At 62.2% G+C, this 14,949-nt stretch carries 16 protein-coding genes and 1 pseudogene; 9 read left to right on the forward strand and 8 right to left on the reverse strand.

Annotation, left to right across the window (positions count from 1 at the left end; translation table 11 throughout):
* The first annotated feature begins 42 nt into the window (after nucleotides 1–42).
* The 9 genes from K2Z83_RS26280 (at nucleotide 43) to K2Z83_RS26320 (ending at nucleotide 8,762) form a co-directional block, all read left to right on the forward strand.
* Entirely contained in the window at nucleotides 43–180 is a 138-nt protein-coding gene (locus tag K2Z83_RS26280) for a hypothetical protein (RefSeq protein ID WP_220598134.1), read from the forward strand.
* Nucleotides 181–209: 29 nt separating this feature from the next.
* Nucleotides 210–407, forward strand: a complete 198-nt coding sequence (locus K2Z83_RS26285) for a hypothetical protein (protein WP_220598135.1) — start codon at nucleotides 210–212, stop codon at nucleotides 405–407.
* A gap of 389 nt (nucleotides 408–796) precedes the next feature.
* Nucleotides 797–2,086 (forward strand): C40 family peptidase, encoded by a 1,290-nt coding sequence (locus K2Z83_RS26290; RefSeq protein WP_220598136.1) that lies wholly within the window; start codon nucleotides 797–799, stop codon nucleotides 2,084–2,086.
* A gap of 772 nt (nucleotides 2,087–2,858) precedes the next feature.
* Nucleotides 2,859–4,019, forward strand: a complete 1,161-nt coding sequence (locus K2Z83_RS26295; protein WP_220598137.1) for a hypothetical protein — start codon at nucleotides 2,859–2,861, stop codon at nucleotides 4,017–4,019.
* 383 nt (nucleotides 4,020–4,402) lie between these two features.
* Entirely contained in the window at nucleotides 4,403–4,609 is a 207-nt protein-coding gene (locus K2Z83_RS26300; RefSeq protein ID WP_220598138.1) for a hypothetical protein, read from the forward strand.
* 11 nt (nucleotides 4,610–4,620) lie between these two features.
* Nucleotides 4,621–4,917 (forward strand): hypothetical protein, encoded by a 297-nt coding sequence (locus tag K2Z83_RS26305; protein ID WP_220598139.1) that lies wholly within the window; start codon nucleotides 4,621–4,623, stop codon nucleotides 4,915–4,917.
* Between the two features lie 113 nt (nucleotides 4,918–5,030).
* Nucleotides 5,031–6,638, forward strand: coding sequence for an FtsK/SpoIIIE domain-containing protein (locus K2Z83_RS26310; protein WP_220598140.1), 1,608 nt, complete (start codon nucleotides 5,031–5,033; stop codon nucleotides 6,636–6,638).
* Nucleotides 6,619–8,541, forward strand: a complete 1,923-nt coding sequence (locus K2Z83_RS26315) for a hypothetical protein (RefSeq protein ID WP_220598141.1) — start codon at nucleotides 6,619–6,621, stop codon at nucleotides 8,539–8,541. Before K2Z83_RS26310 ends, K2Z83_RS26315 begins: the two co-directional genes overlap by 20 nt.
* 8 nt (nucleotides 8,542–8,549) lie before the next feature.
* Entirely contained in the window at nucleotides 8,550–8,762 is a 213-nt protein-coding gene (locus K2Z83_RS26320) for a hypothetical protein (RefSeq protein WP_220598142.1), read from the forward strand.
* 266 nt (nucleotides 8,763–9,028) lie between these two features.
* Here the strand turns inward: K2Z83_RS26320 and K2Z83_RS26325 are convergent, their stop codons facing one another.
* The 8 genes and pseudogenes from K2Z83_RS26325 to K2Z83_RS30250 form a co-directional block, all read right to left on the reverse strand.
* Complete coding sequence (locus K2Z83_RS26325; RefSeq protein WP_220598143.1) at nucleotides 9,029–9,262, reverse strand: hypothetical protein; 234 nt, start codon at nucleotides 9,260–9,262, stop codon at nucleotides 9,029–9,031.
* A complete protein-coding gene (locus tag K2Z83_RS26330) occupies nucleotides 9,259–10,758 on the reverse strand; it encodes a type IV secretory system conjugative DNA transfer family protein (RefSeq protein WP_220598144.1) in 1,500 nt (499 codons plus the stop codon). Before K2Z83_RS26330 ends, K2Z83_RS26325 begins: the two co-directional genes overlap by 4 nt.
* 13 nt (nucleotides 10,759–10,771) lie before the next feature.
* Complete coding sequence (locus K2Z83_RS26335) at nucleotides 10,772–11,386, reverse strand: hypothetical protein (protein ID WP_220598145.1); 615 nt, start codon at nucleotides 11,384–11,386, stop codon at nucleotides 10,772–10,774.
* A gap of 269 nt (nucleotides 11,387–11,655) precedes the next feature.
* The gene (locus K2Z83_RS26340; RefSeq protein WP_220598146.1) at nucleotides 11,656–11,883 is read right to left on the reverse strand and encodes a hypothetical protein; all 228 of its coding nucleotides are present in this window, start codon (nucleotides 11,881–11,883) and stop codon (nucleotides 11,656–11,658) included.
* Complete coding sequence (locus K2Z83_RS26345) at nucleotides 11,880–12,158, reverse strand: helix-turn-helix domain-containing protein (RefSeq protein ID WP_220598147.1); 279 nt, start codon at nucleotides 12,156–12,158, stop codon at nucleotides 11,880–11,882. The genes K2Z83_RS26340 and K2Z83_RS26345 overlap by 4 nt, the downstream gene beginning before the upstream one ends.
* Nucleotides 12,155–13,006 (reverse strand): hypothetical protein, encoded by an 852-nt coding sequence (locus K2Z83_RS26350; RefSeq protein WP_220598148.1) that lies wholly within the window; start codon nucleotides 13,004–13,006, stop codon nucleotides 12,155–12,157. The genes K2Z83_RS26345 and K2Z83_RS26350 overlap by 4 nt, the downstream gene beginning before the upstream one ends.
* Before the next feature lie 710 nt (nucleotides 13,007–13,716).
* Nucleotides 13,717–14,319: a site-specific integrase gene (locus tag K2Z83_RS26355; protein ID WP_255604534.1), complete on the reverse strand. Its 603-nt coding sequence runs from the start codon at nucleotides 14,317–14,319 to the stop codon at nucleotides 13,717–13,719.
* Nucleotides 14,320–14,586 (reverse strand): annotated as a pseudogene (locus K2Z83_RS30250) (site-specific integrase); the annotation flags it as partial.
* Between the last annotated feature and the right edge of the window lie 363 nt (nucleotides 14,587–14,949).

Consider the following 14,949-nt stretch of genomic DNA (forward strand, 5'->3'; position numbering starts at 1 on the left):
TCGCTCTGGTGCTAGATACGTTTATCGCCCAGGTGATGCGCTATGCCAGGACTCGCAGCTGATATCGCCTACCTGGTTGGGGCCGTCGCCAGCGATATGCTACTAACGCTGCTCGGCCTGATTGTCCTTTTCGTGGTGGTTCTCGCGGTGCGGGATGGGCTCGCTCGCGGTTCAACATAATCTAGCAGTACTTCACAAGGAGATCCGCCATGACCGCGCTCGTGCAAGCCTTCGTCGATATCGTCGGCATCCTGTTCACCTTCGTCGAGACCTACATGGTGCCCGCGACCGCTGCCGATATCACGATCATCCATGTGGCGATCTGGACGCCGGTGATCATCGGCCTGATCACCCTCACCGTGGGCTTCGTCAAGGGGCTGTGGTCGCGGCGCGGCCGGCGGGCCTAGCGGGCACCCGGTGTATGAGAGGGGCGCGGCGCTGCCGCGCCCCTTTTTTGCTATGTATGAGTTCATCCGCACGCTAATTGACGACCTGCTCATGTCCCCCCAGCTGGCCCCCTTTACAGTGTCCTTCCTGGTGATCGTCATCGCCGCGAGCGTTGCGGCAACCCTCACCGGCGGCGAAGATGAGGGCGATTAATGCCACCCCTGTACCCCACTCCTGTGCCGCTCTCTGGCGGTTCTGCCGGCGATATTGGCCTAGCTATGGGCGCGGTCATGGGCCAGGCGTCGGCCCTGAGTATGCAGCCTGTCGGCATGGCCATCCTCGGGCTGGTCGGTTTCATCCTGGTGTTTGAGCTGCTGCGAGTCTTCATGATCAGACGGGCGGGCCGACGATGAGACGCGCCGCGATCGCCATCCTGCTGCTGCTGCTCGTCGCGCCGCTGGCCGCGCCGGTGCCGGCCGCAGCTGCGCCGGCCGCCCAGGGTTCGAGCGCGTGCGAAGTGGCGGTTAACGCTGCGCTCAGTGTGCGCGGCTACCCCTACGTGTGGGGCGCAAAAGGCCCGGCGAGCTTCGATTGTTCCGGCCTCACCTATTGGGCATACCAGCAGGCCGGTATCAATATCGGCGTCAGCACCTACGACCAGCAGGCCGCCGGCGTCCCTATCGCCTGCACGCTCGCCGACCTGCACGGCTCCAGCTCGACATGCTGGCAGCCCGGCGATCTGATTCTGTTGAGCTATACGGGCGGGCAACACGTAGCGCTCTATGCAGGCTCCGGCCTGTTTATGGACGCCTATAACCCGAGTACCGGCGTCATCCTGCACGATGTCGCCGCGGACTCGTTCTACCAAGATCATTTCTGGCAGGCCCGCCGGCCCGTCGAATGTGCCGGCGTCAGCATCGATCCAGGCGCGCCCACCGCATTGCCGCCGGGCAGCTCGCCCGGCATCGAGTCGATTGCAAATATCCTGCCGCCCATAGCGCTACAACTGCCGTGGTCGTGTGGTGCCTGCTCCACGGGCCAGGCCCAGATCGCGACTCTGGAGTATCCCAGCTTCGGCCCTGACCCTCTCTATCCCTTCAAGTGGTTTGGTGTTTGGCTTTGGAATGAGATATTTCGCTCGCTGATCTGCTGGCTGCTGGCAATCGCGCAGGCGCTTCTAAACGCCCTCAGCATTGCTTTTAACGCGGTCATCGTCGCCGGCATTAATCTCTTCTGGCGTCTGCTCGTGCTGTTCATGCTCTGGTTCCGCGATACATTCCTAGCGCTATGGGGCTTCGTGGCCTGGCTGCGCGGCCTGCTCTGGTCGTGGTATGGCGCGGTGCTCGACCAGGTGCAGCAGATCGCCGCTATCGGCCTGGCGGTGCAAGCGCTCGCCCAGCTCGCCAGCGAGGCAATAGCCGCCGTGGGCGAGATGGTGATCAACCTGGCGCAGGGTATCGCCTACCTGGTGGGCCTCTTCATGGCCATCATCCCCGGTATGGTCGTGGCGATCTTCTCGCCGACCGCACCGCCACAGCTCGCAGAAATACAAACATTCTTCCTGTTCCAATGGTTCATTGACTTTTTGCGAGCATTCGCAGACTCAAAACTATGGTGGGCGTGGGCTTCCTTCATCGCTATTGTGTATCTTCGGTTTGTGCTATGGCTGCTTGACGAACTGTCAACGCTCAATCAGTAACACTATGCGCTATCTACTCGCCATCTCCATCATTGCATTATCGCTGATTAGCGCTATCCCCGCGCCAGCGCTGGCACAATTTGAAGTACCAGTATGTCCGCTCGTTAATGATGTTACTCTCGGGCCGGGAGAGTCGCGCGCCGTTAGTTATATCCCTGGATATGTCATTTTAGCGGGTCAACACTCGTGGGGTATACAGTCGGGCAGCACGGCGCTGCCGATATGGCCATCAAAACTAACAATTGCGTATGCTGGCACTACGTTTACGAATGTTTCGGCTGAATTTAAGTCAATGCACTACTGCTATGATGCGCTTCCGGCGACGGAAACGCCAACACGGACAGCCACATCAGCGGCTACAGCCACAGCAGCGCCAGCAACAATTGATTTGACCGGCGGCACATCGTTGTGCCCCGCGTCTCAGTCTGCGTCAATCAGCACTTCAGGCCGGACGGTATCGCTCTCGCCTAGTACTGTTTATCATTTTTGGACAGATACGCCGGGCGAGACTGTTTTGTATAATGGATCGTATGTTGGAGTCTATCCGGGTACTGCTATAACAGGATTGGTATCAATATTTTTAGACACACCATCAGAGCCGGGATATCCGGTAAATGTGCGTTTTTGTCAGGATGCGACGGCGACGGCGACGGCGACGAGCACACCACAGATAGATGGAGATATATGCAACGCGCTCCTGCGCACGGATGGAGATTGGCGGTGGGCCATAACGGAAGATTTTTATACGGGCCCAACTACATGGCACCGCTCGGTGTCCATTGTAGAGACACTGGGGGTATACTATTCCGAGATCCAGATAAATATCCTCAATAACTCGTATAATGATGCGTATGATGATCCCAGGCCGGCATCATTTGGCACGTCATTTTTGGATTATTGGTATGGTCCCGGTCGCAGACTCGACCTTAACTCTTATTATGCGTATCCGTACAATGTATCTAATCCGCTTGGAAACCCCTATGTATCCGCGCCAGTCGTCATTAATCTGGCGGCGCAGGACGACGCATTCCATTGGCACGCCGGGCATATATGCGTCCAAATAAAGGTGCTGGAAACAGCCACGACCATTACCCCGACTCATACGGCCCTTCCCACCCCTACCAACACCCCCACCCCCACCAACACGGCCACCACAACCAACACGACCACCCCCACCACCACAGCGACCAACACGACCACCCCCACCACCACCCCCACCGCGCCGCCGTTGCCGTGCGCAATTGCCGACTCCATCGGCGTGCCAATGTCGCCAGGAACAGCGCAGCTGTATCTATCATCCGGCGTGCGGTTTGTGGTTGCAGGCGCGAGCGTGTGGGTTAATATCGGCTCTACCGCCCGTGAGATGCAGATCGGCGAGTATACATGGGAGCTGGCCACCGGGCCATACACCGCGTATAGCCTCCTCGCGCCCGCGAACGTCTGGATCTGCGCTGGCACGGCCCCCACTAATACCCCAACACTCGCCGCGACCTGGACGCCAGGCCCGGCGGCGAGTGTGTGTGTAGCCCCTGCGACGGCCGCGCCGGCGCAGACCGGCCAGATCCCCGATCTGGCCCTGGTCATCCCGACTCTAGCCCTGCTGCCGAGCCTCACCCCCGTTGGCACTATCACCGCGACTCTGGTGATCACGCCGGCCCAAACCATGATCGCCGTGGTGATTCAGCCCATGCGCACGGTTACGGCCTGGTGTGCCGAGACCTTCGGCACCAATGGCTATGATCAGGCGCAGACGGATGCAGAGCCTATCGTTACAGGGGTATCTAGCGCGTTCGGCTGGCTGGCCGTCCTGGGCGCTATCGGGCCGCTGGGCTGGCTGCTGCCGCCGCTGCTGATCACCGTCCTGGTGCGGGCTATCAAGCCGATCATGTCCCTCGTGAAGTACATCAAGCAGATCATCCCCGTTGTGGGATAGGAGGCCGTCATGCTCATTCATCGCCCCCAATCGGCCGCGCTCGCATGTGTGTTTCTGGCCGTTCTCGCTCCAATAGTTGCGCTTTCTTCAGTAATGGCCGGGCTAGTGTCGGCTGATATGATTTACCTGCCCATATTCCGCTACCTGGCCGTCATGACTCTGGTGCCACTGCCATGAAGGGACGCCGCTACAAAGTCAGCCTTGTTGGCATCGAGGAGCCGGCCACAGCCGCGCCCAGACCGCGCCAGCTGGCCCGGGCCACGCGCCGCGCTCGGCGATTCTGGGCGCGATTCTGGGCGCTCTCCTGGCAGCTCCGCACCGCCGCCATGTGTGTTCTGGCTGGCGTTGTCATCCTGGCCATGCATTTCAGCTAGGAGTCGCCTATGTCTGCCCTACTCGGAGTCGCGTTCTGCATTTCTCCCCTGGTTCTCGTGTGGCTGGGCTACCTGTTGGGGCGCTACGGCCTGCCGGTCGAGGTTCGCCGGCGTCGTTTCACAGATCGCCGCCGCGCCGAGGTCGAGGCACCGGCCGCCGAGTCGCCGGCTGTCGAGGTCTACCGCTATGATTCGTCATCATCGCCCACCAACTAGCGGAGATATGTATGCAAGCCCTGGAAAATCGCCCCCGTGGTGCCGCTGGTAACATCCTCGCCCTGCTCGCCGAGAAGGCCGGCCCGGATAGCCGAGTCACTATCAGCCTGGTTAATCTCGCCGCCGAGTCGGGCTACACCGTGCAGACCGTCCAGGCCGCAGTACGCCAGCTGGAGTCGCGCCGCTACGTGCTGCGCCATCAGGCCGGCCCACGCTGCCCGACCTGTTACGAGCTGCTACCCGTGAGTCTCCGCCGCGCACTCATCGCCGGCGAGCTCGTGGGCCTGATACAGCAGGCGTATGTATGATTTCCCCCTTCGGCCGCCGGCGTCATCCGGCTGTCTCTTATCGCCAGTGGCGTTACCGATGGAAGGGGCGAGGGCGCTACCAATGGAAAGTTGCCCTTGTGGGAGGTACAGCTATGTTTTTTGCTCGCCGGCGTCATCCGGCTGAAATTATGGCTTCAGATCTGGCCAACGTGATTCAGCACCAACTTACCCGACTCAATCTCGCCTACCGCGAGAAGCGGGATGGGGTCGAGGTGGTGCAGCGCGTCGAGTTCGTGCAACCGCTGATTGCCACCCCCGACGAGATTAAGATCGAGGTTGACGTTAACCGGCTGCCCCGTGGCGTCACTATCACAGATCTGCGCGATCCAAAGGTGCTAGAAACCCTCTCCGCAGCCTGCAAACGACCTGCCAGGGCCGAGCACAAGAAAGGTGCTAACGGCGGGTTCTGGTATGTCGTCGAGCTGGTCGAGCGGTCGAGCATCCCGCGCCTGGTCAAGTTTTCGGCCATGCGCCAGCCCGAGCGGGCCGCGCCGCTGCTCATCCCCATCGGGGTAGGACAGCAGAAGGCCCAGCGCTGGGAAGATCTGCGCAAATTGCCCCACCTGCTGATAGCTGGCGCAACCGGACAGGGTAAAAGCGTGATGGTTAACGCGATTCTCTGTCAGCTCATCCGCCGTTGGGCACCGGAAATGCTCCAGATCTGGCTAGTTGACCTCAAAGGCGGTATGGAGCTCTCGTATTATGAGGATCTGCCCCACCTTCCAAAGGGCCGATTTGTCACTAAGTCTGTAGATTTGCCTGCAATGCTGGCAGATCTACAAACTGAAATGGAACACAGAACCGACCTTATGAGGGGTAAGGCGCGAGACATTGACGACTATAACGCCCATCAGCCCAAAAACAGGCGATTGCCCTACATTGTGTTGGTAGTGGATGAGATTGCTAATGCAATGCTCAATAAATCGCGCGTGGTGTTAGACGGTCAAAAGATGAGCGTTGCACAAGCAAGCGAATTACTTATGGCTGATCTGGCTGCGCGTGCCCGTGCTACGGGTATTCATCTCATCATATCCACACAACGGCCTAGCGTGGAAGTCGTTACCGGCCTGATTAAGGCTAACTTTCCGTGCCGAATTGCGTTTGGCACGGCATCAGAGACCGACTCGCGGGTGATTGTGGACGATAGCAGCGCGGCGGGCCTGGCCAAGGGCCGGATGAAGTTCCGCCGAAATATGGATCTGGTCGAGCTGCAAGCGCCGTACCTGGAGGACTCCGAGGTGCGCGACACGATCCGCCAGGTGCTCGCCGGCGACTACCAGCCCGAGCCGGTCATGTCGTCTGAGGATCTGGCCCGGGCTGAGATCGGATTCCTGTTGTCGCTCGCCGAGGCGCAGGCGGGCCGCCGGTTCGCGGTGCGCGAGCTGCACAAGCTGGCCGGCGGCATGGTCGCTCGTGACCGCATCGAGGAGCTAGGCGCACGGCTGGAACAGGAGAAGATTCTACGGAAGCAATTCGGGCCGCGCCCGAGAGTCCTAAACGTGTCTGCACGGCAGTGGCAAACCAAATACCCGCCATGCGTCCTGCGTCCTGCGTCCGGGCCTCCCCCCGCAAAAAGCGCGCCGCCAGTGGCCGACATGGCAGAAACAGAGCTGATCACAGTCGAGGAGTGCGAGCCCGAGCTATCCCCATCCATCACAACATTTTTGCAGGGGTTGAGCGATGAACAGCCTATTAGCTGATTTTCTCGCCGTGGTCGGCTCGTTCGTGCAGTGGTTCGGCACCTACCTGGTGCCGGCGAACATATCGAGCATAACTATTCTGCATGTGGCGATCTGGACTCCGGTCGTTGTCGGCCTGGTGGCCCTCACCACAACCACGATCCAACGCATGGCACCCCGGCGGATTCAGACGGTGCGCGGCGGCCGCCCTGCCCCTGCCCCCCCGCCCCTAGAGCCTGCTAAATCCAAGGCGCAGCGGGCCAAAGCCCAGCGCAAGCGCCGACGACGTAACCAGACTCAGGAGGCCAAGGCGCAGCAGGCCGCCAGGCGCACCGTAGAACGCGCCCAGGCCGCCACAACTGCCGCCCAGGCCCGCGAGGAGGCCAAGGCGCAGCGGGCCGCCCAGCGGGCGGTAGAGCAGGCCCAGGCCGCCCAGGCCCGCGAGGAGGCCAAGGCCCAGCGGGCCGCCCAGCGGGCCGCAGAACGCGCCCAGGCTGCCGAGGTGGCCCGGCAGGCCCGCGAGGAGGCCAAGGCCCAGCGGGCCGCCCAGCGGGCCGCAGAACGCGCCCAGGCCGCCGAGGTGGCCCGGCAGGCCCGCGAGGAGGCCAAGGCCCAGCGGGCCGCCCAGCGGGCCGCAGAACGCGCCCAGGCACCGCCACGGGCACCCAGGCCGCGCAGGCCGGCCCAGGCACCGCAGCCGGCCCGCGACCCGATGACTCGGGCGTTTGGATCTGACCCGAATCGAGTGTACGAATTTCGTTACCGGGTGGTGCCCCTGGAGTCGCTGATCACCAGCAACACCGACTCGGGCGCGGTGAATCCGGCCTACGACTCGACGCTTCAGCCGCGCCAGCGTCAGCGGGCCGCATCTCAGCGCCAGATCGAGCAGGTGGCAAAAAATCTAGTACCCGAGTCGCTGCTGTGGGATTTCCGCCAACTGGACAAGGGCGCGCCCATCGTGGGCGGCGATCTCATGGTCGAGTCGGGCAACGGTCGCGCCCTGGCCCTGCGTAAGGCGCGGCAGGCCCACCCCGAGCAGTGGGCGCGCTATCAAAATTCTCTCCGCGAGAACCTGGCCGCTGTGGGCCTGGCCGAGTCTGATCTCGCCGGCGTCGAGTCGCCCGTGCTCGTGCGCGAGCGCGTCACCGACGTTGACCGGGCCGCGTTCGCCCGCGAGGCCAACGCGCCGCCGGTGCTGCAAATGTCCACCCTAGAGGTTGCCATCGTCGACTCGCAGCGCATTACCGGCGACCTGGTGGGCGGCCTGGCGGTGCGGGAGGGACAGAGCATTGATCAGGCGCTCCGCACAAAGGCAAATAGTGACTTTGTGCGCGGTTTCATCGGCACATTATCAGAGAATGAAGCCGCGTTACTACAGCGAAAGGACGGCACACTAGCACAGTCAGGCATACGGCGCATCAAAGCAGCGCTATTTGTGCGAACCTTCGAGGGCGAATCAGGTGAGCGACTAGCAGAAACATTTCTAGAAGCTCTCGATAGCGATATCAAGAACTTTGAAACGGCGCTATCTGCTAGTTTACCTGTGCTCTCCAAAGCAGAGAACCGCATCACAAGCGGCGAACGTGCCGCAGATATCAGCATGGCCGATGATTTCAGCCGGGCGCTTAATATGCTGGCGCGGTTACGTGAGTCGGAGGATTTGAGCGTTGATGAGTATCTAGAGCAATCAACACTATTTGAGCGCGAAACGACACCGTTTCAAGACGAATTAATCGGTTATTTCGATGAGATAGGCCGCAGCCCGAAGAAAATCCGCGAGTTCTTCGGAGCCTACGCCGCAGCGGTCGAGGACGCGCCCGACCCTAGCCAGCTGGATCTATTCGGCGATCCGGTCGTGATCACGAAAGAACAAATCTTTGAGCGCATCACAAAGCGCAATAGCGCGGCGAAGCTCGCCGCATAGGGGGATGTATGGCCGACGGGAAGAAGCTGATCAAGGTTCCGCAGCTGCGCAAGAAGGGCCGGTCACTGGTCGAGCTGGGGCCGGATAGCCTCGGGGCTGCGCTCCATTGGGACAAGCTCGCCGGCGAGCTCGCCGACCAGGTGCCGGCCGACCAGGTGCAGCCGGTCGAGCCGGTCGAGCCGGTGCAGCCGGTCGAGCCGAAAGAAAGGCGGGCATTATGAAACTAGCGCTTATCAACGCGGGCGAGAGGATCGCGATTATCGGGGCTGTCCTGCTCTGGCTCTGGCAGCTGTCAAAACTTTCGGCAGTAAATCTATAACTTTACACTCACGGCACCGCCAGGCGGGCCGGGTTTAGGGCTTCACCAGGTCGCCAGGTGTAAAAACATAGGCCGGTTTTCGAGACCTGCAGGTCTCGAAAACCGGCCTATGTGTAACTTATGTCCCTCCTATGTTGCACTTGCATCCGGGCCTACAAGTGTTATTTTTTACGACTTGTACTCAGCGCGGCGCATGGCGCGGAGTCCGTGCCGGGCCTCGGCGACGTGGCGCACCAGATAGGCGGTGCTCTCGGCGGCGGGCGTGTCGAGCAATTGTAGCGCGGCCACCGTCGCGGCGGCGGCCTGGGGGCTCTGGGCGGCCAGGTCGTGCAGGATGTTGATACAGCGCTCGATTGTCTGCATGGCGCGCTCGGCGGCCTGGGCGGTGTCTGCTGGCCTCACGGTGTCACCCCCTGGGCTTTTGGGCTGGGGGCGGCACCCCACCAGGCGCGGGCCTCGGCGCTGCTGCCGCCCAGCTCGGCGTATGCCTTGCGGTAGCTGAGTCCCTGGGCCTTGCGGTCCGCGTAGGCGACCTGTAGCTCGGCCTTGTGCGTGTCTCCCTGGGCGGACTGGGCCTGCTGCCGGCGGCGGCGCATATCGAGCCCACGGCCTCGGCGCGGGCGGCCTCGGCCGGCGGGCGCGGCCGTCTCGGCGCGGGCGTTGACGTTTACCGTCAGGTGCCCCCCGTCGCCGCCCAGACGCACGGACACACCCCCGGTAGCCGTGTCTGTGTCTGTGTCTGTGTCTGCTGCGTGAGACACAGACACAGACACGGGCGCGGGTGTGTCCTGGCGTCCTGATGCGCTAGACACGGCCCGCAGCCGGGCCGCGCGCTCTGGGCTCATGCTGGCCAGTAGCTCGCGGCGCAGTAGCTCGGCCAGAAGTGGATCGGGCGCAGACACGGGCGCTAGGGGTGCAGCCGGCGCGGCCGGCGCGGCCGGCGCCGGGCGGCTGGCCACCGTGATCAGGCTCTCCGGGTCGAGCAGCTGGGGGATGGGCATGATCACTTTGTCGCCGGTCTCGGCATCACGTAGCACGGCCACCCGGCGGCCCTCACGGTTTTTCAGTACGTCGGCTACCTGGAAATTGCGTAGTAGCTCGCTCTTGCCCTCTAGGCCCAAGGTCTTTACCTGCTTATCTTGCACGCCAACGGTCATGCGGATATTGAGCTTTCCTCCTCGGCGGGCCACATCCTCAAACAGCTCTAGCCCGCCCGAAACCACGGGTAGCACGTCCTGGGCTTCATCAATCACGATATGCAGCGGCGCAAAGCTGCGCACGCCCTGGGCGCGCTGGGCGCGGCGCGCGGCCACCTCGGCCTGTACCACGCCCAGCAGCTCGCCAATGCTGGCCACGTCGTCACCCGCCCCCCGCACCTCACAGCCCGGCCAGAGCCCGGGCGCGGCGTCGGGGTCGCCCACGAGCACCCGCTCGCCGGCGGCGGCCCAGGCGGTGGCCATGTGGTGAATGAGCGTCGTTTTCCCCCCGCGCGTGTGGCCGATGATCAGGCGGTGCGGGGTGCCCTCCAGCGTCTCAACCAGGTCGCTACCCTCGGCCTGGGCGGGCGCGGCCTGGCTCGACCTTCCGGCGGCGGGAGGGCCGGCCAGGGCGGGCCGGCCCTCCCGGCGCACACCCGGCAGGTGCCAGAACAGACCGCGCGCACCCTGGGCGGCCTCGGCCAGGTAGCCGCGCACGGGCTCGACCAGCGGGGCGGGCAGGGCGCGGGCGGCCTCGGCCCGCACCTCGGGCATGGTGAGGGCGCAGCCCCCGGCGGCCAGGCCGGCGGGTAGCAGCCACAGCGCAGAGCCGGGCATGGACACCGTGCAGAGCCCGGCCAGGCCGCCGAAGGTGCCAATAAGCAGCCCTCGGGCCAGCTCCTCGGCAGTGATCAGGGTCATGGTGTGGCCCTCCCTACTGCTGCTGAAGAATGACGGCCTCAGCGCGGCGGCGGCCGCCACCGACCAGGGCCACCAGCCCGAATATAACGACTGTCGCGCAGCAGACGAGGACGGCTTGCACGCCGACACTGAAGAACGCGCACAAAAACACGGTGCCGACAAAGTGAATCGCGGGATTCGTCGTCCAGGTGCCAACCAGATCCCAGGTTTTGCCCCAATCGGTCACATAGTCGAAGATGATTGAGCCCCAGAGCATCAGACTCAGGAGGGGATGCGAGACAGAGGGAAACGCCAGCTCGAAGAGGGACGGCAGCAGAGTAAACGAGGTGAGGATGACGCCAGCCAGGGCCGCGCCAATGCTCATTTGCAGCACACCGGCGGCCTGGGCGGCCATGTCGTTAATCGCCGGGGCGGCCGCATCCCGTAGGCCCGTGGTAAACGCCCATGTCGAGCCCAGATCGAAGGTGAGGAAAAGCGGGGTGAGGCAGAGGGCAATCAGCCCGAAGGTAAAGACCATAAAGAGGGCGGCGGCGGGCTCGGCGTTCATCATCGCACGGCGGGCGGCCAGGACATAAGTACGAACGTCGAGCAGGCGAGCGGCGCAGCTGGGGCGGTTCTCGGCTTGCATGATTGTGGCCCTTTCGTGATAATCGACTCTCCGGGGTTGGTGGCCCTTCCCCGGTGCGGGCCGGTGCCGTACACCGGCCCGCGTTACCTAACTACAATCCACACTCTCGCAGGAATTGAGCGACTCGCGGGTCGCTGCGCTCCAGTTGCGGGCCTGGGGTGCGCCGACGGCGGCGAGCTGCTACACGCTGGCACCGCCGGCCGCAGTAGCGGCGCGGCCGGCCTGCGCCGGTGGGCTGCGAGATCTGCGCGCCGCAGATCTCGCAGCGCTCACGCCGGGGTGTCATTGACATCCTCGGATATCGCGGTATAGATCTGCGCGAGCGCTAGGCGGTATGCCTGCGCTACGGCTTGCTCTTTGGCGGTCTCCACTTCCCAGAGCCGCCGCGCAATCGGTTCGGCGGCGGCCTGCGCCCGCATGGCTGCGTGCGCCGCGAAGGTCTCGGCGGTCTCGGCGTAGCCGCTGATCACCGTGATTGCTCGCTGTAGTCTGCTCATACCATCGCTCCTATCTGCGCGATCTTGTCTGAGTAGTCCGGGCGAATCTTCGCCCGGCGGCCGGCGGCCTGCACCGCCCAAACGGCGGTCGTGTGGTCTCTATAGCCCAGCGCGGCGGCGATATCTGCATAGCTCTGATCACACTGGTATCGAAGCGCAAACGCCGCAGCCTGGCGGGCCTCAACCAGCCGGGGCGCTCGGTTGCCGGCGTTGATCTGCGCCGGCTCCACGCCGAACACCACCGCTACACGGGCGATGATCTGCTGTGTATTCACTCGGGCACCTCGTCCAGGCCGTCCAGGTCGTCACCCATCCGGTAGAGGTGCGGCGATTCGGCCTTCATGCGCCGCATCCAGTCCGGTATTGCAGTGTCGCCGACGGCGGCGGCCTGGTGGGGCTTCGGCGGCGAGACTCGCCAGGCTTTGACAATTCGCCCCGGATACCAGCCCTGCGCCCTTCGGGCCAGGAAATCAGCTTTCGCGCCCTCGAAATCGAGGTGCGCAAATTCGGCTGCAGCCGATACCTTTTGCTCCAATAGCCAGAAGTAAAGCGGTGTCAGCTCAACATCCTTGGCGGATGTAGTAGAAGTACCTTGATCTGAAGATTCTAAGGAAGAAGATATGGATTCTTCTTCTACATGTGGCGTGGCCATGATCTGTAGATCATGGCCATCCCTGTTTGCTGCATTGGGACGGCATCCAATGGCCACGATCTGTAGATCGTCCACGATCTGTAGATCGTCCACGATCTGTAGATCGTCCACGATCTGTAGATCGTCCACGATCTGTAGATCATGGCCATGCCGCTTCTTGCCTTTAGGACGCGGTAAGTCGGGATTGTAGATAAAATACAGCGCCGGCCGATTGCCGCCCACCTGGCGACTCTTCACTATGCCCGCTGCATTGAGGGCTTTTAGTAAAATCTGGACATTGCGCGAGGACTTGTAGCCGAGCAATGCCGCCAGCTCGTCAAGGGTCGGGGTTTCGCCGTTCTGTTCATGCATGAGCAGCAGAATTACAGCCATGCGATGAGTCGGCGTGAGATCAGCGCGGTTTATGAGCCAGTTCGGGATGGTGGTAGAATCGCGTTGGAAACGCGAAACCGGGCGGATTTGCTCATTCATTGCCTATAAAACCATAACCCCTACTGTATAATCAGTAGGCACGAGCAGTTATGGTGTCGGGTTGGGATTTCGAATCCTCTCGCCCCGACCATAACCGCCGGATTATCGTACGGCGGGCTTCTCTGATAGCTTTCCAGGGCGCAGCAGAGAAGCGGCGGTTAGCGGCCTACTTGTGAAAGCATGTAGGCCGTTAGCTTTTTTTCGGTTTCGTGTCTTGCCCTCCGGGTATTGGTATTGGGGCCATCCTCCTGTGGGTGTCGGTAACTTTCCATCAGGCCCAACCCGCGCTAGAAAGCGCTCTAGTACCTCTTCCGTCAAAACCCAACGCGGTCGCTTCTCGGCTGCGCTGGTGTTGACCGCATCTAGATCCCCTGTCTCGATGTAAGTTTGCACAGTGTCACGGCTAATGGGTCGGTTTAGCCTCTCTGCAAGCCATTGTGCGGCCCTTTGTGGGTTGTACATTTGCCTTTCTCCATCAAAGATAGCGTAAGGATACATCCAAATTTGTACCCTGTCAATCGCTAATGAGGGGTTAAATCAAAGTGTGTAACCCAAACTGTAAAGAGAAAGGGCCGGAATCTTAGATTCCGGCCCTTCCCCGTGCTACCCTCTGACGCGCTGTGCGGGCTTCTGCGCGTCTTACCCCCCCATCCCGGCGTCCTTACCCTCGCAACTCTGGCGAGCGGCACCGCTGGCGCGGGCGCTGTGCCCTACCAGGAGTCCAGCGGGGGCAGTGAGTCAACCGCCGGCGCGGAGTCGGCCTCGTCGGCGGCTAGGTAGATCTCTGTCTGCCGTAGCTGCGAGTGCCCCAGGGCTTTGGAGACCGCGTACAGGTTCCCGCCGCGCCGCAGTGCGTGAGTCGCGAAGGTGTGCCGCAGTACGTGGGCGGTCAGCGGGAGTCCGGTGGCCAGGGCCACGCGCCGCGCCACCTTGCCGACTCGGTTGGGCTGAATCGGCCTGCCGTCGAGGGAAAACACAGGCGCGGTATCGCCGAGTCCCTGCGCGATCCTCCAGCTGGCGAGCACCTTCGCCAATTCGCCATGCACCTTCACGGCGCGGCCCTTGTTCATCTTCGAGAGTCGGATGTTGATCACCGCGCCGGCGACATCCACCGCTGGCCAACGGAGACTCGCCAGCTCGGCCGCACGCAGGCCCGCGTATAGGCCAGTGAGGAGCATGGCCGCATCCCGCTGCGCCCGTCGGCCATCCTGGCCGCGTAGATAGACAACGAGAGTCCGCACCTGGTCGAGGGTGAGGGCGCGCGGTAGCGGGTGCGGCTTTGTGGGCGTCTTAAAGCCGGCCGCCGGCGACATGGCTATATACTCCTCCTCCACTGCCCAGCGAAAAAAGGTTCTGAGCGTACAAAGCATATTTGACCGGGTAGAATGCCCCAAACCGGCCCGCAACCTGGTGTAGGCCGTGAGCTGCTTTCTCGTGAGCTGCTGCCAATCGTGGCCGCTCTCCTCGCACCACCGCGTTAACCTGGTCAACTCCTGCTGATGCTTCATGCGCGTCCCCGCCTGGCGGCCTGCGAGCTCCAGATCTGCGAGCCATTCCCCGATTGCTGTGTCCAGATTCATGGAAAACCTCCCGTAATCGAGATGATTACGGGAGGTTCATGCTATTCCATTACACCATAGGCCATAAGTACCACTTGAAACAGCTCGCCAATAGCCCATTAGACGTAGTAATATTTTTAATCTTGCAAATAATAGCGCTTTGCTGTATGAATGGCTATGACAACGTACACGGATACATTGCCGCTGGTGATAATTAATCTTCCTAGTGGGAATGTCGCAGCACTCATCTACTCTGTTTCGTTGTCTGATGTGCTTATCTGCCTCTTGCTGATAGCTCTTGTCTGCCTACAGTGTGTCCAGATGTGGCGAACACGGAGATCAGCATGACGCATCCTACACTTCTGGTGGTCGCCGGCCTGGTGG

This window comes from Oscillochloris sp. ZM17-4, assembly GCF_019599295.1.
Taxonomy (GTDB): Bacteria; Chloroflexota; Chloroflexia; order Chloroflexales; family Chloroflexaceae; genus Oscillochloris.